This is a genomic window from Nocardia sp. NPDC101769, assembly GCF_044766925.1.
GTDB lineage: Bacteria > Actinomycetota > Actinomycetes > Mycobacteriales > Mycobacteriaceae > Nocardia.
The window spans coordinates 1-24175 of the sequence record NZ_JBIWMX010000009.1 but is presented as its reverse complement, the minus strand read 5'-3'; the positions used below and the strand labels follow the sequence as shown (position 1 = coordinate 24175).

Sequence of the window (24175 nt, the reverse complement as noted above, 5' to 3'; positions counted from 1 at the left end):
ATAGCCAAGCCTGATCTCGCCCCCTGCTCGTACCCTGCCGTTAACCGACGGGGTGCGAACGGCTTTGGCTAATTCTCCGTGACTTCCATCTCGATCAGTGGCTTGCGCAGCAGCTTTCCGGTGGCATTGCGCGGCAGCTCATCGAGGAAGATCACCTCGCGCGGCACCTTGTAGCGCGCCAGGTTCTCCTTCACGTAGTCCTTGATCTCCTGCACGTCCCGCTTGGAGTCGGGCCCCGGAACCACGATGGCGCGCAGGCGCTTTCCGAAGTCGCGGTCCTCGACGCCGACCACCGCCGCCTCCAGGATGTCGTGGCGGTTGGACAGCAGGTTCTCGACCTCCTGCGGGAAGACGTTCTCGCCGCCGGAGACGATCATGTCGTCGTCGCGGCCGTCGATGAACAGCAGCCCGTCGGTGTCGAAGTGGCCGACATCGCCGGAGGACATGAGGCCGTCCACATATTCTTTGGTGCGGCCGTCGGTGTACTGCTTGAACGAGTGCCCGTTCTCGATGAAGATCGTGCCGGTCACGTTGGGCGCGGAGATGCGCCTGCGGTTCTCGTCGTAGAGCGCGACGCGGATGCCGACCGGCGCCTTGCCCGCGGTGGTCGGGGCCTTGCGCAGTTCCGACGGGGTGGCCACGGTCATGACCGCGCACTCGGTGGAGCCGTACACGTTGTAGAGGGTCTCGCCGAAGTAGTCGAGGGTGCGGGTGACGACGTCCGGCGGGATGGCCGAGCCGGCGGCGAAGACGACCTTCAGGGTCTCCGCCGGGTTGTACTTCGCCAGCGTCTCTTCCGGCAGGTCCAGAATGCGCTGCAGCATGGTCGGGACCACGGTCAGACCCTGCGCGCGGAACTTCTGGATATTGGCCAGCGTGTGTTCGGGATCGAAGCGGCGCTGCTGGAACACCACCCGGTTACCCAGCGCGATCGACAGCGTGAACTGCGACAGGCCGGTGGCGTGGAAGATCGGGGCGGCCATCACCACGGTGCTGTTGCGCGGCAACGGGATTCGATCCAGGAACTGGGCCGTGATGAACGGGCTGACCTTGTCACGCGGCGCGCCCTTGGGGGTGCCGGTGGTGCCCGAGGTCAGGATGACCATGCCGCCCGGCTTCTCCGGCGGGGTCAGCGCCGCGGTGGACTGCCCGGCCGCCACCGACTCGATGGTCGGAATCGACGGGTCGGCATTGTCCTTCTCGTCGACCCAGGTCAGGATGCGGGGAATCTCCGCCGGAATGGCCGACATGAGATCGAAGAACTCGCTGTCGTGCAGCACCGCCTTGACGTTCTCGCGGGCGGCCACATCGGTGAACTGCGGCTTGGCGAAGCCGGTGTTCATCAGCACCGCGCGCACGCCCAGCTTGCCGGCGGCGACCAGGCTCAGCACTATGCCGCGGTGGTCGCGGGCCAGCACGCCGATCACGTCGCCGGGGCCCAGGCCCTGGGCGGCGAGGCCGCGCGCGAAGGCATTGGACTGCTGGTCGAGCTGCTCGAAGGTCAGCTCACCGCGCTCGTCGACAATGGCCGCGGACTTGGGGTTGGTGTTGGCCGCATGCACGACCGCGCCCGCGAACGGGCCGAACTTCAGCACATTGAGCGCCGAGCGCACCGCGTGATCGGGGCGCAGCGGATTGAAGAGTCCCCCTCGGACCATGGCATTGACGCTGAGCGCCGTATCGCCGGCCTTGCGTAGAACCGTGCCAGCCGATGGAAGGGCAAGTGACATGGGTACAACCTTCCGCGATCCCCGCCGGACGAGTCGGCCGACGGACCGCAACATCGAGATCCAGTGCGGTGCTAACCCTAGCAAGCGCAGGCAGCCGGGGTGTGGCCGAGGTCTCCGTTACTCGCGGTTACGAATAAACCGTGCAGCTCGTGGTGGGGATCCCAGGATTGCCGCCGTGTCGCGGGCACCGTCGGTGCTGTGTCGCCTACCGACTCGTGACGGGAGGCTCGTACTCCACGAGGACCCGGCGCAGCAGTTTGCCGGTGGCATTGCGTGGCAGATCGTCGAGGAAGAAGACGTCCCGCGGTACCTTGTAGCGGGCCAGATTGTTCTTCACATGGGTCTTGATCTCCTCGGGCGCGAGCTTCGCGCCGGGCTCGGGAACGATGAACGCGCGCAGGCGTTTACCGAATTCGACATCGTCCACGCCGACCACGGCCGCATCGAACACGTCGGGGCGCTCCAGCAGCAGGTTCTCGACCTCCTGCGGGAAGACGTTCTCGCCGCCGGAGACGATCATGTCGTCGTCGCGGCCGTCGATGAACAGCAGTCCGCGACCGTCGAAGTGCCCGACATCGCCGCTGGACATGTATCCGTCGATGACCTCCTTCGTCCGCCCATCGGTGTAGCCCTTGAACGGCGAGCCCGAGCGGATGAAGACACGGCCGGTCACGTTCTTGGCGAGGACGCGCTGCCCGTCGTCATCGAAGAGCGCCACCTCGCAGGTCAGCGGTGCCCGTCCCGCCGTCCCCGGCGCAAGGGCCAGGTCCTCCGGCCGGGCGACCGAGGCGATCGCGCATTCGGTGGAGCCGTAGAGGTTGTAGAGCACCGGCCCGAACACCTCGGCCGTGCGCACCGACAGCTCCGGCGACAGCGCCGAACCGGCCAGCACGATCCCGGTCAGCGAGGAGGTGTCGTACTGCTGGCGAATCTCCTTGTCCAGCTCCACCATTCGATGCAGCATGGTCGGCACCGCGACCAGCATGTCGGCGCGGTGCTCGGCGATCAGGCGCAGCGTTCGCTCGGCGTCGAAGCGGCGCGCCATCACCACCTTGTTGCCGAAGGCGCACGCGGTCAGCCAGGTCGCGAACCCGGTGGAGTGGAAGATGGGGGAGACGATGACCATCGTGCCCTGCCGCGGAAAGTCGATGCGGTCCACCATCTGCACCGTCGACAGCGGTCCGGTGCGCTCGCGCGGGGCGCCCTTGGGCAGGCCGGTGGTGCCCGAGGTGAGGATGATGAAGCCGCCCGGCTGCTTCGGCGCGGGCAGCGGCGTCGGTGCGTTCGCGGCGATGAGTTCGTCCAGAGTTTTTGCGCCGGAGGGTATTTCGGTGCCCTCGTCGACCCAGGTCAGCACGCGGGGAAGGCCCTCGGGCAGGGCGTCGAGCAGGCCGAGGAATTCGCTGTCGTGCAATACGAATCGCACGTTCTCGCGCTCACAGACCTGGGCGAACTGCGGTTTGGCGAATCCGGTGTTCATCAGTGCCAGCCGCGCGCCGAGTTTGCCCAGCGCCGCCATGGTCAGCACGAGACCCCGGTGGTCGCGGGCCAGCACGCCCACCACGGTCCCGGGTTTGACGCCGTTGCGCTGCAATCCGCGCGCCACCGCGTTCGACTGCTCGTCCAGCTCCCGGTAGGTGAGCTCACCCCGCTCGTCCGCGAGGGCCGGCCGGTCCCCGAACAGGCGTGCCGCGCGCCGTACCGCGGTCGCCGGTGGCCCGAAAACCCTGGCGTCCCTGAGCAATCGGACCGTCCCCACCGGATCGGTGGGATCGCTCAATCCCAGCTCCCGCAAACGCCGCAGGCCCTTGAGCGCCTCACCGGTGTGCGCCATGCGCTGCCGAGCCGAATGCAGAACCGAGGCCATGCGGACCACCTCCGTTGACGAGCCGTCCACCGCCCGGACCCGAGGGCGGTAGCGCCACCGTAACAGCGGCCTGTGACGGCCGTTACACAAATTCGGTCACAACAGACACACGGCAACTCTGAGCGTATCGCCCCACTGCGTTCACCTATTGATTGCTCGCCCGTAACCTGGGTCGCCCAGGCTGCGGGTTCCCCTTCCCCGAACCGATGAGGTACTCCCATGGAATTGCTCGCTGCGCTCGCCAACATCGTCTCCATCATGAGCACTGGAAGCGCGTCGCTGGCCGCGCTGTAATCCGGCGCTCACGCGAACAGCCCGCCGACCGCTCGGCGGGCTGTTCGCGTATCCGGGCTCAGACCTCGTCGAAGCCGGTGGTCAGGCCCAGGTGGGCGGTGGCGTCCAGCTCGGCGGCTACGGTGGCCAGCTTGCCGCGGATGGCGCCGACCGCGTCCGGGCCCAGGGGCAGCCGCAGCGGGGCGTCCGCCTGGCCGACCACCGCGAGGACCGCGGCCGCGGCCTTGCCGGGATCGCCCTGCTGCTGTTGGTCGGAGGCTGGCAGGCCGTCGCGGATGGCGCCCACGGTGCCGGCGTAGTCCGGGATGGCGGAACCGATGGTGAGGGCGGCGGGCTTGGCGAAACCGGTTCGGAATTCCCCGGGTTCGACGATCAGCACCTGGATGCCGAGCGGATTCACCTCGGCGGCAAGGGCTTCACTGGCCAGCTCCAACGCGCCCTTGGCGGCGCTGTAGGCGCCCACGCCCGCGAAGGACAGGAACCCGCCCATGCTGGTCAGCTGGACGATGGCGCCCGCGTGGCGCTCGCGCATCTGGGGGAGGACCAGCTGGGTCAGCCGCAGCGGTCCGAAGAACATGACCTCCATGGCGTCACGCAGATCGGCCTCGGTGGTCTCCTCGATCGCGCCGACGATGCCGTAGCCCGCATTGTTGACCAGGACGTCGATCCGCCCGGCCTCCTTCACCGCCCGCTCGGCGGCGGCCGGGTCGCGCACATCCAGGGTCACCACCTGAACCCGGTCCGGGTGCGCGGCAACCACGTCCGCCATGGTCTCGGGGCGGCGCACCGCGGCCACCACCGCGTCCCCGGCGGCCAGCACGGCCGTGGTGAAGGCCGCGCCGAAACCGCTGTTCGCTCCGGTGATCAGCCAGCGGCGCGGGTCTTCTGCACTCATGTCGATCCTTTGCTACTTGATCCGGCTATGCCCTGAGTCGGGGTCGATGACCAGCTTGCCCGCCGTTGGCCGGGATGTCATGCGCCGGGCCGGAAGATGGTTCCGCGACTGAGGGTTTGGGCAGATCCGAACCAATTCTCGTGCTGATCGCCGCAGAATCAGAAGATGAGCGACCTCTTCGATTTCTCCGGCCGGACGGTCTTCGTGGCGGGCGGTACCAGCGGCATCAATCTCGTTGTGGCTCGGGCCTTCGCGCGGGCGGGAGCCTCGGTGGCGGTGCTCTCGCGCACGCCGGACAAGGTGCGGGCGGCGGTCGACTCGCTCGGTGAATGCGGGGTCACCGCCCTGGGCTTCGCCGCGGACGTGCGCGACTACGAGACGGTCGCCGAGGGCCTCGCCGCGACCTGCACCGAGCTCGGGGAGCTGGACGTGCTGGTATCGGGTGCGGCCGGGAACTTCCCCGCCGCAACGGAATCCATGTCGGCGCGGGCCTTCGGCGCGGTCGTGGACATCGATCTGAAGCACCTTCAATGTCCTGCGCGCCGCCCGCGAGCACCTACGTACGCCCGGGGCCTCGGTCATCACCATCTCCGCGCCGCAGTCGACCATTCCCATGACGTTCCAGGCCCACGCCTGCGCGGCCAAGGCGGGCGTGGACATGCTCACCAAGGTCGCGGCCATCGAGTGGGCGCCCGCGGGCATCCGCGTCAACGCCGTGGTGCCCGGGCCCATCGAGGACACCGAGGGCATGTCGCGGCTGGCCCCCACTCCCGAACTTGCCGATGTCGTGGCCAAATCCGTTCCTATGGGCCGCTACGGCACCGCCCAGGAGATCGCCGACTGCTGCCTCTGGCTGGCGTCCCCGCTGGCCTCCTACGTCAACGGCGCGGTCATTCCCGTCGACGGCGGCTGGTCCCTGGGCGGCGCCTCGGAGGTCTTCACCGCCATGCGAAACCTACTGGCGGGCTGACGCTTCCGCCTTTTCGGCCTTCAGCGCCCGCCCGAGGCGATCTTCTTCGGATCGATGAACGACTGCAGCGGTGACAGATGCGTATAGGTGTCCAACAGCGCCCGCCCCAGCGTGGCATGCGCCTCCACCATCGGATTCGTAGCCCCGTAGTTGTCCGCGTCCGGCGCCTGATCGGCGAAGAACGAGAACACCACCAGCGGCGCCCCCGCCGCATCGAACATAATTCCCGTATCGTGCCGCTTGTCTTCGGACGCACCGTGTTTGGTGGCGAAGCGAGCCCGTTCATCCGAGGACATGTTGCGCCGGATCCCGTCGGTGTACCCCACCGCCGACCACGTCATGATCCGCAGCACCGCCTGTGTCGACTCCTTCGACAACAACGTCCCCGACGCCAGCCGGAACAGCAGATCGTTGTTCTCCCGGGCCGTCGTATTCCCCAGATAGAACCGGCTCTCCCCGGGCAACGGCACCACCCGGGTCTCCTTGAACCCCAGCCGATCCAACGTCGCGTTGATCTGCTCCCCCGACACGAACCGCGACATCAGCCGCACCGCGGTGTTATCCGAAACCTGCAACATCGTGGTCAGCAGATTCGCCACCGTGAGCTGATCCCCGAACGCCGCCTGATTCAAATACAGTCCGCTGCCCTCGGCCACCATATCCGCATCGAGAGTCGTGGTGTCGGACAACCTGATCCGCCCCGCATCCACCTCACTCATCAGGGCGGTCATCACCGCCAGCTTCTGCACACTGGCCCCCTCGATGACGAAGTCCGCATCCTCCTCCACCACCGGAACCGGCTTCCCCGACCCCAAATCACTGACCAGGCAATGCCACCGCCCCCCGGCCACCTTCGTGATCGCCCGATACTGCGCATCGAATGCCGGCCCCACCACCGGCACCCCCGCCCGCGCCGTCCCCGCCCGCATCATCCCTCCAGCAGCAATAGCGCCGGCCCCCAATAGCATCCGCCTACTGAATCCACGCACCGGCGAAACCTATCCGCGTAGATCACATTTCGGCAACTGCGGCACCAATACTCCCAGCTTGTAGCCATTTCGCCAGCTCGTCGTGCCAGATCTACCGCGGTTCCCCAGCGCGGAGTGTCGACATGGCCTGGTAGCCGCCCGCCGACCGCGACGTCGGCCGTGAACGTGACGGCTGCGCAAACCAGCACGGGCAGCGCCGACTCCATTCCGGTTATCGGCAACCTGCTGAAGGCGCTCGGAATCCGACCCGACGCGGATCATCGCGTCCGGAAGCGAGAAAACCGGTGCGGGCCACGAATACGGCCCGCACCGGTTTTTCCTTGTGGGACTTGCTACTTCAGCTTGTCGCTCGACAGCCCGAGCACGCGGCGGGCCACAATCAGCTGCTGGATCTGCTGGGTGCCTTCGAAGATGTCGAGGATCTTCGAGTCGCGGGCCCACTTTTCCAGGAGGGTGCGCTGGGAGTAACCCGTGGTGCCGGCGAGTTCGACGGCCTTGAGGGTGACGTCGGTGCCCATGCGGCCGGCCTTGGCCTTGGACATGGAAGCCTCGAGGGAATTGGGCTTCTTGTTGTCGGCCATCCACGCCGCGCGCAGCGACAGCAGGTAGGCGGCTTCCCAGTCGGCCTCCAGGCGGAGGAATTCCGCGGCAGCGGCGTGCTGGTTGTTGGCCGGCTTGTCGTAGGAGATCTCGATGCCCGCGTCGGTGAGGACGGTGCGGAGCTCCTCGAGGGCGGCGCGGCCGACGCCGACGGCCATGCCGGCGACCAGCGGGCGGGTGTTGTCGAACGTCTGCATGACGCCCGCGAAACCCTTCTCCACATTGACTTCCGGCGAGCCCAGGATGTTGTCCTTGGGGATGCGGCAGTCCTCGAGGCGGAGCTCGGCGGTATCGGAGGCCTTGATGCCCAGCTTGTGCTCGAGGCGGGACACGGTGAGGCCCTTGGCATCCCGCGGCACCACGAACGACTTGATGGCCGCACGGCCCAGCGACTTGTCGACGGTCGCCCACACCACGATGTGGGTGGCGCGCGAACCGGCGGTCACGAAGATCTTGGTGCCGTTGAGCACCCACTCGTCGCCGTCGAGCACCGCGGTGGTGGACACGGCCGCGGAGTCGGAGCCGAAGGACGGCTCGGTGATGGCCATGGCGGCCCACACCTTGCCGAAACGCGACAGCTGCTCATCGGTGGCGACCGCCGCGATGGCGGCGTTGCCGAGACCCTGGTAGGGGATCGACAGCATGAGGCCGACATCGCCCCACGAGGTCTCCAGCGCGTTCATCAGCGCGGACATATTGCCGCCATTGGTGTTTCCGAGCAACTCGGTGGCGTGCGCATCACCGGCGGTCTTCTCACCGGCCTTGCGGCCACCGGTGGCGCCGGAGACGTCGGCCGAGCCGGAGTCGGACAGGCCCTCGACCATGGCGGCCATGGTGTCCAGCTCGACCGGGTATTCGTGCTCGGCCAGGTCGTACTTGCGCGACGCGGGACGGAAGATCTCCTGCGCGACCTGGTGGGCCTGGTTGGCACTGGCCCGCAGCTTCCTGGGGAGTTCGAGATTGATCATGAGTGGTCTCTCCGTTGAGGTTCGGTCCCGCGACGCGCAGCGTCTCGATCGAGGGTGGCGGCCGGGACGAGGCGGGCTCAGATGAGGACGATGCCTTCGGCCACGCCGACGCCGCGCAGATCGCGGTACCAGCGCTCGACCGGGTGCTCCTTGGTGAAACCGTGGCCGCCGAGCAGCTGCACACCGTCGAGGCCGATCTGCATGCCCTTGTCGGTGGCCAGCTTCTTGGCCAGCGCCGCCTCGCGGGCGAAGGACAGCCCCTGCTCCGCGCGCGACGCACCCCGCAGCGTTACGAGACGAAGACCGTCCAGCTCGATCGCCATATTGGCGACCATGAAGGCGACCGCCTGGCGGTGTGCGATCGGCTCACCGAACGCCTCGCGCTCCTTCACGTACGGAATCACGTAGTCCAGCACGGCCTGACCGGTGCCGATGGCCAGCGAGGCCCAGCCCAGGCGGGCCAGCCGCACGACGTCGGCGTACTCCTCGGCGCGCTGCGCGCCCTCCGAGTCGCCCAGCAGGGCGGTGGCGGGCACAGCCACATTGTTCAGCACCAGCCGGCCCAGGCCCGCGGCGCGCATACCCATGCTCGGGTCCGCCTCGATCACCACACCGTCGGTGCCGGACTCGACGATGAAGAAGGTGGGACGGCCGTCCAGCTCGGCGGCGACGATGAACAGCTCGGCGTCACCCGCGGCCGGGACCAGGGTCTTCACGCCGTTGAGGCGGAAACCGCTGGGGGAGCGGGTGGCCTTGGTCTTCAGCGCGAACGGATCGAAGAGGGCCTGCGGCTCGGCGATGACGACCGAGGCCTGCGGCACATTCTCACCCGTGAAGGCGCCCAGGTAGGTCTGCTGCTGCGCGTCGGTACCCCACTGCGACAGCGCGATCGCGACACCGCTGGGCGCCAGGATCGGCAGCGCCAGGCCCATGTCGCCGTACGAAAGCGCCTCGGCCACCATCGAATTGGTGACCGCGCCCCGCTCGGACGCGGCACCCTCGAGCTCCTCGGGCACGTTGATCAGGGTGATGCCCAGCTCGGCGGCGCGCTCGAGCAGGTCGCGCGGGGCCTTGGCGGCATTGTCGGCCTCGTGCGCGGCCGGGCGCAGGATCTCGCCGGCGAAGTCGCGCACCGTCTCGACGATCATCTGCTGCTCGTCGGTCGGGGTGAGGTCGAAGTAGTCCTTCTTGCGAGACTCGTTGGCGGGCAGCCGCTTCGGAGCGCCACCGCCGGCGACCTTCTCGAACACCCGGGTCGCCGCGCCCAGGGTGCGGAACCCGGTCTTGGTGCCCTCGTAGGTGATTCGTTCGATCGGCTTGCGCAGCTTGTACTTCTCCGCCAGCTCCGATCCCGTGATGGTCGTCATGACCCGCATCGCCGCGCCCATCCAGTCGCGTTTGACCGGGTTGAGGCCAACGGCGGAGGTATCCCGCTTTGTTGCGGTGTCTCGAGTGCTCATAATCACCAGTTTTCTATCGAGGAGGTGGGTGATCCTGCCCAGCAATCTTACTCCTGAGTAAGACTATCTTACTTCAGAGTAAGAACTGGCGTCGATGATTGTCGAATCGGGAGGTCAGGGCAGTGGTTCGAATTTACCGACGGTGATCACTCGGATCTAGTGAAACAAATACGCTTCAGAAGGACGCCAGGTGGGCTAGTGTGTCGGCGCATAACTCGCTCCTGATGGAGGTTCATACATATGAAGATCGCGCTCGGAACGGCGGGCATCATTGCCGCCGGTCTCTTCCTCGCCGCCCCCAACGCCAGCGCCGACGTGCAGCTGCAGCCGGTCGATGTGGGCATCACCGGTTCCGGTGTCGGCCTGGGCACCGGATCCGGCACGGGTGGCTGCATCAGTGGCGTCGGCACTGAGCTCGGACTCGGTTCGGTCGGTGTGGGCTCCGCTGCCCCCGGCGGCCCGTTCCTCGACTTCGGCTCGGTCTGCGTCCCGCTCGGCTGAGAGACAACGGCGTAGCGACGCTGAATAGCAGAGCGTAGCAACGCGCCCGGTGGCGGGACCGCAGCCCGCGCCGGGTACCCCCAGCACCGGTGGCCCGGCCGCCCCGGAGATGCGACGATGCGGGGGATGCGCGAACGGCCGGTCAATGCCTCGGGTGGCGAAACATACTGGATAGCCGGAATTTTCGCGGTGCTGCTCACCGCGCTCTCCGGACGGTACGGGTACCACCGCGATGAGCTCTACTTTCTGGCCGCGGGGCGGCGATTGGACTGGGGATATCCCGATCAGCCGCCGCTGGTGCCACTGCTGGCCCGTGCGATGTCGGCCATCGATCCGAATTCCGTGCTGCTGCTGCGTCTTCCGGCGACGCTGGCGGCCACCACCGTGGTGATCTGCGCCGGACTCGCCGCCCGCGAACTCGGCGGCGGCCGGGTGGCGCAGGCGGTCGCGGCCGGGACCATGGCGTCGGCGGCCGCGGTGGCCGGAGCCGGGCACACTCTCAGTACCGCGGACATCGATCTTGCGGTGTGGTCGGTACTGATGCTGCTGGTCCTGCATCTGCTGCGGCCGGATGCCGATCCGCGCTGGTGGCTCGCGATCGGCGCGCTGGCCGGAATCGGGGTGCAGAACAAGGCCCTGATCGTGGTTCCCCTTGCCGCGCTGGCCTTCTCGCTGCTCCTGGTCGGACCGCGAGAAGTGTTCGCCACCAGGTATTTCCCGCTCGCGCTGGTTATCGCGGCGGTGATCAGCGCGCCCTACGTGGTGTGGCAGGCGCGCAACGGCTGGCCGCAGTGGGCGCTGAGCCGGGCCATCGCGGGCGGCTCCTCGGGCAGCTCGAATTCGCGAATCGGGTTCGTGCTCCTGCAATTCGGGCTGATCGGCGTGCTGCTGGTGCCACTGTGGGCGTTCGGCCTGTGGTGGCTGTGGCGGCGCTACCGGGCGTTCGCCGTCGCCTACGCGATGCTGTTCGTGGGCTACCTGGTCATGGTGGGCAAGGCGTACTACCTCGGCGGGATGTATCCATTGCTCGTGGTCGCGGGCGCCGTCGGACTGGAGTCGCGGCTGAGCGGGCATCGGATACGGCTTGCCGCACTGACTTTCGTCATCGCGCTCAATGCGGTGTTCTCGGCGGTGGTCTTCCTGCCCGTGCTTCCGATGTCCGCCCTCCGGGACCGGTCGGCTCTGCTCGCGATCAACAAGGAGGCGGGGGAGACCGTCGGCTGGCCGCAGTTCACCGCGCAGATCGCCGATGTCCGAGCACATTCCGCGCCCGACGCCGACATCCTCACCGCCAACTACGGTGAGGCCGCCGCCCTCGAACAGTTCGGCGGACGCTACAACCTGCCGACCCCGCACAGCGGGCACAACGCGTATTGGTGGTGGGGCCCGCCGCCGGGCGCGCACGCGGTGCTCGTCCTCGGCATGCCCGCCGACCGGGTGAGCCGCTTCTGTGTGGACCCGGAACCATTGGGGCGCTCGGACAATGGCCTGGACATCCGCAATATCGAGCAGGGGCGCGCGATCATCCTGTGCCGCACACCCCGCCGCCCCTGGTCCGAGATGTGGCCCGCCATGCGGCAACTCGGCTGAGGCTCGGACCTCCGGGCTGTGTCAGGCCTGCAGGGCCGCCAGCACCTGGTCCTGCAGATGCGAGTTGGTCGCCACCGCGCTCCCGCCGTGCGGCCCCGGTTTGCCGTCCAGCGCCGTGAAGGTGCCGCCCGCCTCGCGGATGAGAATGTCCAGCGCCGCCATATCCCACAGCGACAGTTCGGGCTCGGTGACGATGTCGACCGCGCCCTCGGCCAGCAGCGTGTACCCGAAGAAGTCGCCGTACCCGCGCACTCGCCACACCTCGTCGGTGAGCGCGATGAGCTTGGCCCGGCGCCCGATGGCCCGCCAGCCCGACAGGCTGGAGATCGCGAGGCTGGCCGCACCCAGCTCGGCCACCGCCGACACCGAGATGGCCCGCGGCTCGCTCCGCTCGAAACTGCTCCATGCGCCGTGACCGGCCGCCGCCCACCAGCGCCGCGCCAACGCCGGCGCGCTCACCACGCCTACCACCGGCACGCCGTCCTCGAGCAGCGAGATGAGCGAGGCCCACACCGGCACCCCGCGCACGAAGTTCTTGGTTCCGTCGATCGGGTCGATGACCCACTGCCGGCCGCTGAATTCGACGTCCCCGCCGAATTCCTCACCGAGCACCAGGTCCCCCGGCCGCTCGGCGGCGAGGATCTCCCGCAGCGTCCGCTCGACCGCCAGATCCGCATCCGACACCGGCGTCAGATCCGGCTTGGAATCGATCTTCAAATCGAGCGCCCCGAACCGCTCACGGGTGATCCCATCGGCCGCGTCGGCCAGCTTCAGCGCGAGTTCCAGGTCAGCGGAGTATCCGGTCACGCCCCAGCACGTTAGTCCCTCCCAGTTAACGGTGGGTGTCCCCCGCCCCCAACGCCGAGTGGCACAACAGTGAGGGGATTTGCCCGGATTCCCCTCCATGGTGTGCCTCGATGAACTACGCGGGAACGGCTTCGTGGCGGGCGGTCGTGAGAGCGGTTGCCCACCAGTGGAGTTGGTCGAGGAGACGGCTGGCCGACTGCTCGAATTCGGCGGGTTCGTTGAGCGCGCCGTCGGGGCCGAAGTGAAGGAAGTAGCGGGGGAAGATGACGGTGGTGCGGGCGGTGTGGGCGTTGAGCTCGTTGAAGACGGTGCGCAGGGATTCGATGGCGAGCAGGCCGCCGGTGCTTCCGCCGTAGCCGACGAATCCGACCGTTTTGCGATCCCACTGCGTGAAGTGCCAATCGATCGCGGTCTTCAGCGAGGCTGGGAAACTGCGATTGATATCGGGCGTGACGACCACGAATGCGTCTGCGGCAGCGAGGCGCCCGGCCAGCTCGTCACCCCTGCCGGGGCGAACCGGATTCGGCTCCATGAGCGGTGACACCGCGGGCAGCGCGTGCGGCAGGTCGTAATCCGCCAGGTCGATGAGGTCGATCTCGAACGCGCCATGAGCGCGGGCCTGCCCAGCGAACCAGTTCGCTACCACCGGCCCGAAGCGCCCTTCCCGGACGCTGCCGATGATCACCGCGAGGCGCAGAGTCGTGCTGGTCATGTGGGTCTCCTTCGAGATTCGCCGCGACCGGTCGGCCGCTCGAGATCAACTCTGCGAGCCCGGCCGAGCGCTAGGGAGACCACGCTGAGGGTGGTAGTGGCAGGGACACGATAAGAACCACGCCCGTTGCTAGCGTCGAATACGTGAGTGAGAACGAGCTGGGCCTGTTCCTGCGGCTGCGCCGCGAAGCGGTCACTCCCGCCGAAGTGGGCCTGCCGACGGGGCCGCGCCGCCGCACACCCGGCCTGCGCCGCGCCGAATTGGCCACACTCGCAGGAGTTTCCGTCGAGTACCTGACTCGGCTGGAGCAGGGCCGCGACCGGCACCCGTCCGCGCCCGTGCTGATCGCGCTGGCCGATGCGCTGCGATTGACCCCGGCGCAACGGGTGCACCTGCTCAATTTCGCCAAGGCTGGGGATCCGAACTTCAACTGCCGCGGCGGTTCCGGGCCCAACCGCCGCATCCGCCCGGCCGTGCAGGCCATGCTGGACCAACTCGAACCCGCGCCCGCGGCCGTCATGAACCGGCTCAGCGAGATCCTCGCGGTGACCGACGGCTACCGTGCCCTGTTCGGCCCGATCGGCCTGCTCGACGGCGGTCTGCCCGGCAGTTACGCCCGCTACGTCCTGTCCGACCCGCGCGCCCGCGACGCCTACCCGGACTGGGAACACAAGGCCGACAAGGTGGTCGCCACCCTCAAACAGGGCCCCGGCCGCGCCGATCCCCATGTCAATGCCCTCATGGATGAACTGGCCGCCACTGTCGGCCCCGAATTCACCCGCCGCCTGGACACCCTCCCCGGCCTTCCCGACACCAATGGCGTCGGCCGCCTCACCCACCCCGAGGCGGGTCCGCTGCGCCTGGCCTACGAAACCCTGCACCTCTCGGCCGACGACGACCAATTCCTCATGGTCTACCTGCCCGCCGACGACGCCACCGCCACCGCCCTGGACCGTCTCGTCGGCCGCCGCCCAGGAGGGCTGCGCGCCGTCGCCGGGTGATTTGCCGATATAGCGCTCGATGGCAGGTTCTCGGCCCGTTCGGGAGGTGACAACTGATTTCGCGACGGTCGGGGTAACTCACCGGGTACGTCCAAAATCGGATCGGCTCCCGACCGCCGACATGGGTGCATGAGTCAGGGGTGCACAAGTTCTACGGCACTCAGCCGTCCGCTAAAGCCTCGGGGAGGCGGGGGAGCGGCGAGGTAGTAGATTTGAACATCGTGCATCCTGACGTCTCCGCTGATCTGGCCGAACTCGATACGACTCTGAAGACCATCGAGTCGGTGCTCGACATCGACGAGCTGGCTCGCCGCATCGACGAGCTGGAACACCAGGCGGCCGACCCGGAGCTGTGGAACAACCAGGAGCACGCGCAGGCCGTGACCAGTCAGCTCTCCCACGCACAGAGTGAACTGCGCCGGGTGCGCGACCTCCGCCAGCGGCTCGAGGATCTGCCCGTGCTCTATGAGCTCGCCGAGGCGGAAGAGGGTGCGGATCGCACGGCCGCGCTCGCCGACGCTGATTCGGAGCGGGCCAGCCTGCACGCCGATGTCGAGGCCATGGAAGTCCGGACCCTGCTCTCGGGCGAGTACGACAAGCGTGAGGCGCTGGTCAACATTCGCTCCGGCGCGGGTGGCGTGGACGCCGCGGACTGGGCGCAGATGCTCATGCGCATGTATGTCCGCTGGGCCGAGGGCCACAAGTACGCGGTCGAGATCTACGACACGTCGTATGCGGAAGAGGCGGGGATCAAGTCGGCGACCTTCGCGGTCAAGACGCCCTACGCGTACGGCACGCTATCGGTGGAAATGGGTACGCACCGGTTGGTCCGCATCAGCCCGTTCGACAACCAGGGTCGTCGCCAGACCTCCTTCGCCGAGGTCGAGGTGCTGCCGGTGGTCGAGACCACCGACCACATCGAGATTCCCGAGAACGAGGTCCGGGTCGACGTCTACCGTTCGTCCGGCCCCGGTGGCCAGTCGGTCAACACCACCGACTCCGCGGTCCGCCTCACCCACATCCCGACCGGCATCGTCGTCACCTGTCAGAACGAGAAATCGCAGCTGCAGAACAAGATTTCGGCCATGCGCGTGCTGCAGGCCAAGCTGCTCGAACGCAAGCGCCAGGAAGAACGCGCCCAGATGGACGCGCTCAAGACCAACGAGGGCGCGTCCTGGGGTAACCAGATGCGCTCCTACGTGCTGCACCCGTACCAGATGGTCAAAGATCTCCGCACCGGTTACGAGGTCAACAATCCCTCCGCCGTGCTCGACGGCGACATCGATGCTTTCATCGAATCCGGCATCCGCTGGCGCATGCGGGAGCAGACGACAAACTAGCCATTGGTGGCGGCTCACTTCGGTGTTCGCGGCCCGCCCCGGTCTGGACTGCGGCTTGATAGACCTCCGCCCTGTCGCGGAAGCGGGAGCGAAGCGGAGGAGCGGAGCAGGGAAGACCGGGGTTACGAGGGCCGCGAACCGCCGGAGCGAAGCGGAGGCAAAATGGGCATGGTTCTCGCCGCGAGCACCGGAGCCGAACTCGGGAACTGGCTGCGGTCCAGCGGTCTCGAGATCGTGCTGCTGGTCGTCGGCGCCATGTTGTTCAGTCGCGCCGCGACCTTCGTGCGCGACCGCATCACTCGCAAGATCGACGCCGGCTTCCGCAGCAGCGATTCGCTGGTGCGGTCCGAGGCTGCCAAGCACCGGCATGCGTTGGCCCAGGTCATCACCTGGGTGGTGCTGTCCATCGTCTACTTCCTGGTGTCACTGGAAGTATTGCGGCGCTTGGGTTTCGAGCTCGGTGGACTGGTCGCCCCGGCCGCGGTGCTCGGAGCCGCCCTGGGTTTCGGGGCGCAACGGATAGTGCAGGACCTGCTCGCCGGATTCTTCCTGATCACCGAAAGGCAGTACGGCTTCGGCGATGTCGTGCGCATCGCGGTCACTGGCAATTCGACCGAGGCCGAGGGTACGGTCGAGGACGTCACGCTGCGCATCACGACGCTGCGTAGCGCCGACGGCGAAGTGATAACCGTCCCGAACGGTCAGATCGTGAAAGTGACCAACCTGTCGAAGGATTGGGCGCGCGCCGCCATCGACGTGCCCGTTCCCGCCACGTCCGACATCAACAAGGTCAACGAGATCCTGCGCGAGGTGGGGGCCAAGGCCTTCGCCGATCGCAAGCTCAAAGCGCTGCTGCTGGATGAGCCGAGTGTCATGGGTGTCGAAGATCTCACCGTCAACCAGATGAACATCAAGATGGTGGCCCGGACGCTACCGGGCAAACAGTTCGAAGTCGGGCGCGAGCTGCGGGTGCGAGTGGCCGCCGCGTTGCGCAGGGAAGGTCTCAGTGTCGGTGCTGATTAAGAGAATGCGTAAGTCCACGGCGATCCTGATGGCCGTGTGGGTAGCAACATTCATTCTGTACATCTTCGTCAAGCCCACCGAACACCAGACCAACAGCACCCCGCCGATCGTGAACACCATGCTCAGCAACTATCTGCCAAACACTTCCGGGCACACTGGCCGCTGAGCCCGAGTCCGCGCGGTGTAGTCGGCCGCGGCGTCGTGCTGGCTACACTGGCTCCCCGTGATAACCCTGCGCAACGTCACCAAGTCGTATCAGACCTCGACGCGGCCGGCGCTGGACAATGTCTCCGTCGATATCGGAAAAGGCGAGTTCGTCTTCGTTATCGGGCCCTCGGGCTCCGGAAAGTCCACGTTCATGCGGCTGCTGCTCAAGGACGAGAAGCCGACCACCGGTGAGGTGTGGGTCGCCGACTTCCGGGTCGACCGGTTGCCCGGGCGCAAGGTTCCCAAACTGCGCCAGCGCATCGGCTGCGTCTTCCAGGATTTCCGGCTGCTGCAGCAGAAGACCGTGGAACAGAACGTGGCCTTCGCGCTGGAAGTGATTGGCAAATCACGAGCATTCATCAATCGCTCGGTGCCCGAGGCCCTCGACATGGTCGGCCTCGCCGGCAAGGCCGACCGGCTGCCGGGTGAGCTCTCCGGTGGTGAACAGCAGCGGGTGGCGCTCGCGCGCGCCTTCGTGAACCGGCCGCTGGTACTGCTGGCCGACGAACCGACCGGCAACCTCGACCCGGAGACCAGCCAGGACATCATGACGCTGCTCGAACGCATCAACCGCACCGGAACCACGGTCATCATGGCCACCCACGACAACACCATCGTCGACGCCATGCGCCGGCGGGTGGTCGAACTCGATCGCGGGCGCATCGTGCGCGACGACGAGATGGGCGTGTACGGGGTGGGCCGGTAATGCGCGCGGGATTCCTGTTCAGCGAGGTCTTCACCGGCCTGCGCCGCAATGTCACGATGACCATCGCCATGATCCTCACCACCGCGGTGTCGCTGACCATGCTGGGCGGCGGTCTGCTGGCGGTGCGCATGGCGGACAAGATCCAGGACTACTACGTCCAGCGCGTCGAGATCCGGTTGTATCTCGACGATCAGGTCTCCAAGACCGATCCGGACTGCACCGGGCAGCCGTGCGCCTCGCTCATGGCGGATCTGAAGAAGCACGACTATGTGGCGAACGTGCAGTACATCAACAGCCAGGACGCGGTGAAGGAGGTCAAGGAGACCACCTTCAAGGATCAGCCCGGGCTCGCCGACGAGGTGAGCAAGGACGGGCTGCCCTCCTCGTTCCGGGTGAAGCTCGACGATGTCACCAAATACCGGTCCATCTATGACGATTTCTCCAAGCGGCCCGGCGTCATGACCGTCCTCAATGACATGGACATCGTGGACCGGCTGGTCAGCTTCTTCGTCGGATTGCGCAATGCCGCCTTCGGGTTGGCGGCGCTGCAGGCGCTGGCCGCGCTGCTGCTGATCGCCAATATGGTTCAGGTGGCGGCGCTGGCCCGCAAGACCGAGGTCGGCATCATGCGGCTGGTCGGTGCCACGCGGTGGTACACGCAGCTGCCGTTCCTGCTGGAGGCGGTGCTGGCCGCCCTGGGGGGATCGGTGCTGGCCGTGGCCGGTCTGTTCGTCGCGCAACCGCTGGTGATCAACCGGGCGCTGGGGTCGCTGTTCAATGACCAGGTGCTGCCGCGGATCACGGGCGACGACATCGCGGCCGTCGCGATGATCGTCACACCGATCGGTGTCGGATTCGCCGCTCTCACGGCATATGCCGCACTTCGGTACTACGTCCGCGAGTGAATGCTCCCCCGCCTCTCCGCGACTTCAGCGGGCGGCTGAGTACTGTGAGCCGTCGCGCACCCGTGCCGGCGGTTGGGTGCCGAACCTATTTTGGACGTACCCGGTGAGTTACCCCGATCGGTACGAGATCAGTGGGTCGCCTACGGATACGAAACATCCGCCGGGTGCGAAGTTCGGCGCACACGGGCCAACGGCATTCCGGTGTCGGGCGGTGTCCGTAGGATTGCGGGCGTGAGTGCGCCGGAGGTCGAGACCGTGGTCGGAAACCTGGATGACGTCGGAAGTGATCCGGCGCACCAGGTTCTGCGAAAGACGTTCGGGTACGACAGTTTTCGCGGGCCGCAGCGGGAGATCGTCGACCAGGTGATCTCCGGCGGCGACGCCCTGGTGCTCATGCCCACCGGTGGCGGCAAATCGCTGTGCTATCAGATTCCGGCGCTGGTTCGGCCGGGCGTGGGCGTGGTGATCTCACCGCTCATCGCGCTCATGCAGGACCAGGTGGACGCGCTCAATGCGGTCGGCGTGCGCGCCGGATTCCTGAACTCCACCCAGTTCCCCGACGAACGGCGCACGGTCGAGGCGCAATTCGTGGCGGGCGAGCTGGATGTGCTCTACCTCGCACCGGAGCGGCTGCGGCTGGAGTCCACCACGCAGTTGCTGGACCGGGGCAAGATCTCGGTCTTCGCCATCGACGAGGCGCACTGTGTCTCGCAGTGGGGCCACGACTTCCGGCCCGACTATCTGGGCCTGTCAATGGTGCACGAGCGCTGGCCGGACGTGCCGCGCATCGCGCTCACCGCGACCGCGACCGAGGCCACCCGCAAGGAGATAGCCGAGCGGCTGGACCTCACCCGCGCCAAACACTTCGTGGCCAGCTTCGACCGGCCCAATATCCAATACCGGATCGAGGCCAAGAATCGGCCGGAGCACCAGCTCCTCTCGTTCATCCAGACAGAACACGCCGGCGATGCGGGCATCGTCTACTGCCTCTCGCGCAATTCCGTCGAGAAGACCGCGGCCTTCCTGACCGCCAATGGTGTGGAAGCCGTGCCGTACCACGCGGGGCTGGACAATCGCACCCGCGCGACCAACCAGGCGCGGTTCCTGCGTGAGGACGGGCTCGTGGTGGTCGCCACCATCGCCTTCGGTATGGGCATCGACAAGCCGGACGTGCGCTTCGTCGCACACCTGGATCTGCCCAAGTCGGTCGAGGGCTACTACCAGGAGACCGGCCGTGCCGGGCGCGACGGGCAGCCGTCCACCGCGTGGATGGTGTACGGCCTCAGTGACGTTGTGCAGCAACGGAAGATGATCGACTCCTCCGACGGCGATGCCATGCACCGCCGCCAGCTGCAACTGCACCTGGACGCCATGCTCGCGCTCTGCGAGACCGTGCAGTGCCGCCGCGTCCAGCTGCTGGGCTACTTCGGTCAGCAGGGCGAGCGCTGCGGCAATTGCGACACCTGCCTCAACGCGCCGGAGGCGTGGGACGGCACCGTGCCCGCCCAGAAGGTGCTCTCCACCGTGCTGCGGCTCAAACGCGAACGCGGCCAGAGCTTCGGCGCGGGCCACATCGTGGACATCCTGATCGGCAAGCGCAATCCCAAGGTGGAGCAGCACGCCCACCACGAGCTGAAGGTGTTCGGCATCGGCACCGAGCTGCGCGATGTCGAGTGGCGCGGCGTCGTCCGCCAGCTGCTGGCCCAGGGCCTGCTCGCCGTGCACGGCGACTACGGTGTGCTCACCCTCACCGACGCCAGCAACCAGGTGCTGTTCGAGAAGCGCCAGGTCATGTTCCGGCGTGAGCCCGAACGCGCCAAGGCTGCCCGAACCGCCAAGCCCGCCAAGGCATCCCGCCTGGCCGCCGGCGACCTCAGCCAGTCCGACACCGACCTGTTCGAAAAGCTCCGCGCCTGGCGCGCGGCCACCGCCAAGGAGCAGGGCGTCCCCGCCTACGTGGTCTTCCACGACGCGACCCTCCGCGAGATCGCCACCCGCAAACCCGCCACCCTGTCCGACCTCGCGGGCATCTCCGGCATCGGGGAGAACAAGCGGGCCAAATACGGTGAAGGCGTGCTGGAAGTGGTCGCCGCCGGCGGTTCGAGTACCGAAACATCAAGCTCCGCACCGGCTTCCGGCTCCGGCGTCGCCATGCCGACCGGCCGGTCGGCGGCCTCGTCCCAGGGATCTCGGTCCGCGGCCCCGAGCGCGGGCCCCCAATCCGGGGTCCCCGAGCGGCGCTCCTCGCGTTTCGACGCGTCGTCGGCCACTGCGCCGAAACCGAGTCCGGTCATGGTCACCCCCGCCGACGAGATCCCCTGGCCCGATGAAGCGCCACCGGACTTCGACGAACTCCCGCCCGACTATCAGTGATCGGTATCCGGAAATGACCTCGCGTACGTCCATTAGCAGGCGATTTGGTTGCTGGGCGGCGGCACGATAAGCTTTCGGAGCTGCCGCGGTCCACGGATCGCAGCGAGCGACCTGGTCCCGTCGTCTAGCGGCCTAGGACGCCGCCCTCTCAAGGCGGTAGCGCGGGTTCAAATCCCGTCGGGACTACTGAGAAGGCCCTTCAGTGAATGCTGGAGGGCCTTTCTGTATTTCACATCTCATCCGTGCCCGAAAATCATTGGCGTGCACCGCGATACCGTGGCTACCGTGGGTCCCGGTCGTTCGAGGGGTGCCCCGGAATCTCCGGATCGTATTCCCCGTTCGAGAGCGGCCACGTCATTCAGGTTGGCGCAGAACAAATCTGCCGGGGTTCGATTCCCTTCACCGGTACGCCTCGCCCGGTCGGGTGCGGTGCCGTGGCCCTGCGGGCTCCCCGACTTCGGTCGGGGGACGCCCCCGCCGCGGTCCCGTGACCGGGCGAGGCGTGTCCGGTCACGCCGAAACCACTGTGGGGGAAGGAGATACACATGTTCACGACGGTCATGGAATACAAGACGGTCATGGAATACCAGCGCACGCTGCGATTCGAGGACGGCACCCTGCGGGAGGTTCTCGGCCCCGGCCGGCACCGCTACAACAAGGAGCGCTGCACCCTGGTCACGGTCGATATGCGCCCGCGTCTGCTGCAGGTCGGCGGCCAGGAGCTGCTGACCCGCGACGGTCTGTCGCTGCGCGTCAGCTTCGTCGGCGACTGGGTGGTCACCGATCCGGTGACCTTCATCACCGGCGCCCAGTCCGCGGAGGCCGCGCTCTATGTGACGGTCCAGGAGGTCGCTCGCGATCTCGTGGCCGCGCACACCCTCGACGAGCTGGTCGCCGACCGCACCCGGCTCGGCGCGGGCACCGAGCGCGTGGCGGCCGCCGTCGAACGCCTCGGCATTCGCGTCGAGAGCCTCCGCGCCAAGGACCTCATGCTCCCGGGCGAGCTCCGTAAGGCCGCCCTCGAAACGGTGCTGGCCCGCGAGCGCGGCCGCGCCGAGCTCGAGCGCGCCCGCGCCGAGGCTGCCGCGTTGCGCTCACTGGCCAACACCGCGAAGTTGCTCACCGACAACCCGGTCCTGCTGCGCCTGCGCACCCTGCAGGTCGCGGCCACCCCGGGCACCAAGGTCGTCCTCGACTCGCGCGAGAGCGTCTGATCAGCACGCGCAGCGAAGGCACGGCACCGCCCCGGCCGAAACATGCCGTTTCGGCCGGGGGCGGTTCAGGCCAGCGCGGTCGTATGGTTCTGCTCCCACACCTGGATGTGCGGCCCGAACTCGGTGAGGAAGGTCCGCACGTGCGGGGTCGAGCCGTGCGCGTCGAGTGCCTGACGTGAATCCCAGTGCTCGAAGCACAGGAACAGCGACGGGTCGTCCTGGTCGCGGTAGAACTCGTAGGTGTGGCAGCCCGGTTCGGCGAGAGTGGGCGCGGTGAGCGTCAGCATCGCCTGTGCGACCCGGTCGGCCGCCGTGGGATCGACCTTGGTGCGGATGAAAGCCGTATGCACGGAAGTCCTTTCGAGGGGAGTCGCTGTGAACTGGCTCACGCCAGCACTGTTCTCATGACTAACACCGGGCCCGCCGGGACGGGCCGGGCGCGTCCCGGCCACCGGAACAAGACGCCGGCCGGCGTCGTTGGAAAACGAGGCCCGACCCCGTGACCCTGCGGGCTCGGGCCGGAGCATCCGTAAGCTGGTTGGGCACTCCGAGCAGCGACGGGACGATTGAGGAGACATGAAGGAAAAGGGGCGCAAGGTCATCGCCAGCAACAAGAAGGCGCGGCACAACTACGCGATCCTCGAGACCTACGAGGCCGGGGTCGCGCTGGTCGGCACCGAGGTGAAGAGCCTGCGCGAGGGCAAGGCTTCGCTGGTCGACGCCTACGCCTCCATCGACGACGGCGAGGTGTGGCTGCGCGGCCTGCACGTACCCGAGTACGGGCACGGCACCTGGACCAACCACGCACCGCGCCGCACCCGCAAGTTGCTGCTGCACCGCCGCGAGATCGACAAGCTGCTCGGCAAGACCAAGGAGTCGAGCCTGACCTTGGTCCCGCTGTCGATGTACTTCTCCGATGGCAAGGTCAAGGTCGAACTGGCCCTCGCCAAGGGCAAGCAGGACTACGACAAGCGCCAGGACCTGGCCCGACGCGACGCCGAACGCGAGGTCACCCGCGAACTCGGCCGCCGCATCAAGGGCATGCGAGGCTGACCCCCGGGACCCCCGGCTGACGGCGCGTTAATGGAATGAACCAAGGTTTGTTCGGTGTTAGGATAGGTAGCCCGGTGAGAGCCGGGTAGTTCATCTGAATCGGTGAACACAGACGGGGCTGAACGGTTTCGACTGCGTGCGTTGATTCAGGGGAAGCGTGTCGGTGCAGGCAGGAGACCACCGTATAAGCGTCGCTGTAACCCTATAAGCGCCGATTCTCATCAGCGCGACTACGCTCTCGCTGCCTAAGCAACGAAGCGTGTCTGTCAGCCCGGGTTCGCCCTCGACCCGGTCCCTGGCATCAGCTAGAGGGCTCTACCGTCCGACGCGGTCGCGGCGCCGGACGGGACATCCAACAGCGACTGGGATCGTCATCTCGGCTTGTTCGCGTGACCGAGAGATCCGAGCAGAGGCATAGCGAACTGCACACGGAGAAGCCCTGAAGATGCGGCGGAGGACCCGGGTTCGATTCCCGGCAGCTCCACTGAGAAGGCCCGGTCCATCAGGACCGGGCCTTCGTCGTTCATGGAATCCATTGGCCTCCTGCGGATCTCGAGCACGGGGTGGGGCCGTCGGTCACGCGGCTGGTGCGGGCTGCCGGCGTCGTGGACGATCCATCGGCTGACCTACTGGATTGAGTTCGTCCACCATTTCATGTCGCGGATGCCGGAGTTGGTGCAGTTCACCGTGCCGGAGAAACCTTCAGCCCGGCCGTTCCGGTACCCGGTGATCGTCCCGACGTAGTCACAGGTTTGCGGTGAGTTGTCGGTGAGCCGATGGATTCGCACAGTGGTCCCGTCGAAGCTCATCGTCGCTGTCCCCCTGACGGTAGGGCTGCCGGGGAGGGCGGTGTTGGTCTCGGACCAGTTCCAGGTTGTCCGTGGCCATGAGAAAGTCCCCGCTGGTGGCCAGCGGTAGGTCCCCGCTGGCGGCCAGGTAGAAGTCCCCATTTCCCCTTTGCTCGTCGTGT

General features: G+C 67.2%; 21 protein-coding genes, 1 tRNA gene, 1 other RNA gene and 1 pseudogene. 14 read left to right on the top strand and 10 right to left on the bottom strand.

The window, feature by feature from the left end:
• Positions 1–68 precede the first annotated feature (68 nt).
• The 3 genes from ACIRRA_RS16610 to ACIRRA_RS16600 all read right to left on the bottom strand — a co-directional run bounded on the left by ACIRRA_RS16610 (position 69) and on the right by ACIRRA_RS16600 (position 4786).
• Complete coding sequence (locus ACIRRA_RS16610) at positions 69–1730, bottom strand: acyl-CoA synthetase (protein WP_402768230.1); 1662 nt, start codon at positions 1728–1730, stop codon at positions 69–71.
• 205 nt (positions 1731–1935) lie between these two features.
• A complete protein-coding gene (locus ACIRRA_RS16605) occupies positions 1936–3597 on the bottom strand; it encodes an acyl-CoA synthetase (protein WP_402768228.1) in 1662 nt (553 codons plus the stop codon).
• Positions 3598–3949: 352 nt separating this feature from the next.
• Positions 3950–4786, bottom strand: a complete 837-nt coding sequence (locus ACIRRA_RS16600) for an SDR family NAD(P)-dependent oxidoreductase (RefSeq protein WP_402768225.1) — start codon at positions 4784–4786, stop codon at positions 3950–3952.
• Between the two features lie 165 nt (positions 4787–4951).
• Between ACIRRA_RS16600 and ACIRRA_RS16595 the strand changes: the two are divergent.
• Positions 4952–5756: pseudogene (locus tag ACIRRA_RS16595) on the top strand (SDR family oxidoreductase).
• A 20-nt stretch (positions 5757–5776) separates the two neighbouring features.
• On the opposite strand, the gene ACIRRA_RS16590 reads toward ACIRRA_RS16595, so the two are convergent.
• From ACIRRA_RS16590 to ACIRRA_RS16580, 3 genes are all read right to left on the bottom strand, one after another.
• Positions 5777–6685, bottom strand: a complete 909-nt coding sequence (locus ACIRRA_RS16590; protein WP_402768222.1) for a serine hydrolase — start codon at positions 6683–6685, stop codon at positions 5777–5779.
• 392 nt (positions 6686–7077) lie between these two features.
• Positions 7078–8313 carry an acyl-CoA dehydrogenase family protein gene (locus tag ACIRRA_RS16585; RefSeq protein ID WP_402768220.1) on the bottom strand — a complete coding sequence of 412 codons (1236 nt, stop codon included), beginning with the start codon at positions 8311–8313 and terminating at the stop codon, positions 7078–7080.
• 77 nt (positions 8314–8390) lie between these two features.
• The gene (locus tag ACIRRA_RS16580; protein ID WP_402768217.1) at positions 8391–9779 is read right to left on the bottom strand and encodes an acyl-CoA dehydrogenase family protein; all 1389 of its coding nucleotides are present in this window, start codon (positions 9777–9779) and stop codon (positions 8391–8393) included.
• 234 nt (positions 9780–10013) lie between these two features.
• On the opposite strand from ACIRRA_RS16580, the gene ACIRRA_RS16575 reads away from it, so the two are divergent.
• Both ACIRRA_RS16575 and ACIRRA_RS16570 read left to right on the top strand, forming a co-directional pair.
• Positions 10014–10274 carry a hypothetical protein gene (locus ACIRRA_RS16575; protein ID WP_379379274.1) on the top strand — a complete coding sequence of 87 codons (261 nt, stop codon included), beginning with the start codon at positions 10014–10016 and terminating at the stop codon, positions 10272–10274.
• Between the two features lie 126 nt (positions 10275–10400).
• On the top strand, positions 10401–11864 hold the full coding sequence (locus tag ACIRRA_RS16570; RefSeq protein WP_402768214.1) for an ArnT family glycosyltransferase: 1464 nt from the start codon (positions 10401–10403) through the stop codon (positions 11862–11864).
• 21 nt (positions 11865–11885) lie between these two features.
• Here ACIRRA_RS16570 and hisN read toward each other — a convergent pair whose 3' ends face one another.
• Both hisN and ACIRRA_RS16560 read right to left on the bottom strand, forming a co-directional pair.
• A complete protein-coding gene (gene hisN, locus ACIRRA_RS16565; protein ID WP_402768211.1) occupies positions 11886–12671 on the bottom strand; it encodes a histidinol-phosphatase in 786 nt (261 codons plus the stop codon).
• Positions 12672–12786: 115 nt separating this feature from the next.
• Positions 12787–13383 carry an NADPH-dependent FMN reductase gene (locus ACIRRA_RS16560; RefSeq protein WP_402768209.1) on the bottom strand — a complete coding sequence of 199 codons (597 nt, stop codon included), beginning with the start codon at positions 13381–13383 and terminating at the stop codon, positions 12787–12789.
• 143 nt (positions 13384–13526) lie between these two features.
• Here ACIRRA_RS16560 and ACIRRA_RS16555 point away from each other — a divergent pair, with 143 nt between their 5' ends.
• From ACIRRA_RS16555 to ACIRRA_RS16515, 9 genes are all read left to right on the top strand, one after another.
• Positions 13527–14384 carry a helix-turn-helix transcriptional regulator gene (locus ACIRRA_RS16555; RefSeq protein WP_402768206.1) on the top strand — a complete coding sequence of 286 codons (858 nt, stop codon included), beginning with the start codon at positions 13527–13529 and terminating at the stop codon, positions 14382–14384.
• Between the two features lie 221 nt (positions 14385–14605).
• Positions 14606–15724, top strand: a complete 1119-nt coding sequence (gene prfB, locus ACIRRA_RS16550; protein WP_402768203.1) for a peptide chain release factor 2 — start codon at positions 14606–14608, stop codon at positions 15722–15724.
• Between the two features lie 162 nt (positions 15725–15886).
• A complete protein-coding gene (locus tag ACIRRA_RS16545; RefSeq protein ID WP_402768201.1) occupies positions 15887–16747 on the top strand; it encodes a mechanosensitive ion channel family protein in 861 nt (286 codons plus the stop codon).
• Entirely contained in the window at positions 16731–16913 is a 183-nt protein-coding gene (locus ACIRRA_RS16540; RefSeq protein WP_402768198.1) for a hypothetical protein, read from the top strand. The genes ACIRRA_RS16545 and ACIRRA_RS16540 overlap by 17 nt, the downstream gene beginning before the upstream one ends.
• Positions 16914–16970: 57 nt before the next feature.
• Complete coding sequence (ftsE, locus tag ACIRRA_RS16535; RefSeq protein ID WP_402768195.1) at positions 16971–17660, top strand: cell division ATP-binding protein FtsE; 690 nt, start codon at positions 16971–16973, stop codon at positions 17658–17660.
• Complete coding sequence (gene ftsX, locus ACIRRA_RS16530; RefSeq protein ID WP_402768193.1) at positions 17660–18565, top strand: permease-like cell division protein FtsX; 906 nt, start codon at positions 17660–17662, stop codon at positions 18563–18565. Before ftsE ends, ftsX begins: the two co-directional genes overlap by 1 nt.
• 231 nt (positions 18566–18796) lie before the next feature.
• Positions 18797–20938, top strand: a complete 2142-nt coding sequence (recQ, locus tag ACIRRA_RS16525) for a DNA helicase RecQ (RefSeq protein WP_402768190.1) — start codon at positions 18797–18799, stop codon at positions 20936–20938.
• A gap of 113 nt (positions 20939–21051) precedes the next feature.
• Positions 21052–21124: transfer RNA gene (locus tag ACIRRA_RS16520), tRNA-Glu, on the top strand.
• Between the two features lie 359 nt (positions 21125–21483).
• A complete protein-coding gene (locus tag ACIRRA_RS16515) occupies positions 21484–22152 on the top strand; it encodes a slipin family protein (RefSeq protein ID WP_402768187.1) in 669 nt (222 codons plus the stop codon).
• Positions 22153–22217: 65 nt separating this feature from the next.
• Here the strand turns inward: ACIRRA_RS16515 and ACIRRA_RS16510 are convergent, their stop codons facing one another.
• A complete protein-coding gene (locus ACIRRA_RS16510) occupies positions 22218–22541 on the bottom strand; it encodes a putative quinol monooxygenase (RefSeq protein ID WP_402768184.1) in 324 nt (107 codons plus the stop codon).
• A gap of 187 nt (positions 22542–22728) precedes the next feature.
• Between ACIRRA_RS16510 and smpB the strand changes: the two genes are divergently transcribed.
• Together smpB and ssrA are read left to right on the top strand one after the other, a co-directional pair.
• Positions 22729–23205 carry an SsrA-binding protein SmpB gene (gene smpB / locus ACIRRA_RS16505; protein WP_154787106.1) on the top strand — a complete coding sequence of 159 codons (477 nt, stop codon included), beginning with the start codon at positions 22729–22731 and terminating at the stop codon, positions 23203–23205.
• A 114-nt stretch (positions 23206–23319) separates the two neighbouring features.
• Positions 23320–23692, top strand: a transfer-messenger RNA (tmRNA) gene (gene ssrA, locus ACIRRA_RS16500).
• 257 nt (positions 23693–23949) lie between these two features.
• On the opposite strand, the gene ACIRRA_RS16495 is transcribed toward ssrA, so the two are convergent.
• Positions 23950–24175, bottom strand: a 226-nt coding sequence (locus ACIRRA_RS16495) for a hypothetical protein (RefSeq protein ID WP_402768181.1), incomplete at its 5' end; no start/stop codon positions are given.

Excerpts from the sequence above, each read along its gene's own strand:
- ACIRRA_RS16575 (WP_379379274.1), top strand. The coding sequence starts at position 10,014 with ATGAAGATCGCGCTCGGAACGGCGGGCATCATTGCCGCCGGTCTCTTC.
- smpB (WP_154787106.1), top strand. The coding sequence starts at position 22,729 with ATGAAGGAAAAGGGGCGCAAGGTCATCGCCAGCAACAAGAAGGCGCGG.
- ACIRRA_RS16545 (WP_402768201.1), top strand. The coding sequence starts at position 15,887 with ATGGGCATGGTTCTCGCCGCGAGCACCGGAGCCGAACTCGGGAACTGG.
- ACIRRA_RS16515 (WP_402768187.1), top strand. The coding sequence starts at position 21,484 with ATGTTCACGACGGTCATGGAATACAAGACGGTCATGGAATACCAGCGC.
- ACIRRA_RS16605 (WP_402768228.1), bottom strand. The coding sequence starts at position 3,597 with ATGGCCTCGGTTCTGCATTCGGCTCGGCAGCGCATGGCGCACACCGGT.
- ACIRRA_RS16610 (WP_402768230.1), bottom strand. The coding sequence starts at position 1,730 with ATGTCACTTGCCCTTCCATCGGCTGGCACGGTTCTACGCAAGGCCGGC.
- ACIRRA_RS16560 (WP_402768209.1), bottom strand. The coding sequence starts at position 13,383 with ATGACCAGCACGACTCTGCGCCTCGCGGTGATCATCGGCAGCGTCCGG.
- ACIRRA_RS16600 (WP_402768225.1), bottom strand. The coding sequence starts at position 4,786 with ATGAGTGCAGAAGACCCGCGCCGCTGGCTGATCACCGGAGCGAACAGC.
- ACIRRA_RS16590 (WP_402768222.1), bottom strand. The coding sequence starts at position 6,685 with ATGCGGGCGGGGACGGCGCGGGCGGGGGTGCCGGTGGTGGGGCCGGCA.
- ACIRRA_RS16570 (WP_402768214.1), top strand. The coding sequence starts at position 10,401 with ATGCGCGAACGGCCGGTCAATGCCTCGGGTGGCGAAACATACTGGATA.
- ftsX (WP_402768193.1), top strand. The coding sequence starts at position 17,660 with ATGCGCGCGGGATTCCTGTTCAGCGAGGTCTTCACCGGCCTGCGCCGC.
- ACIRRA_RS16585 (WP_402768220.1), bottom strand. The coding sequence starts at position 8,313 with ATGATCAATCTCGAACTCCCCAGGAAGCTGCGGGCCAGTGCCAACCAG.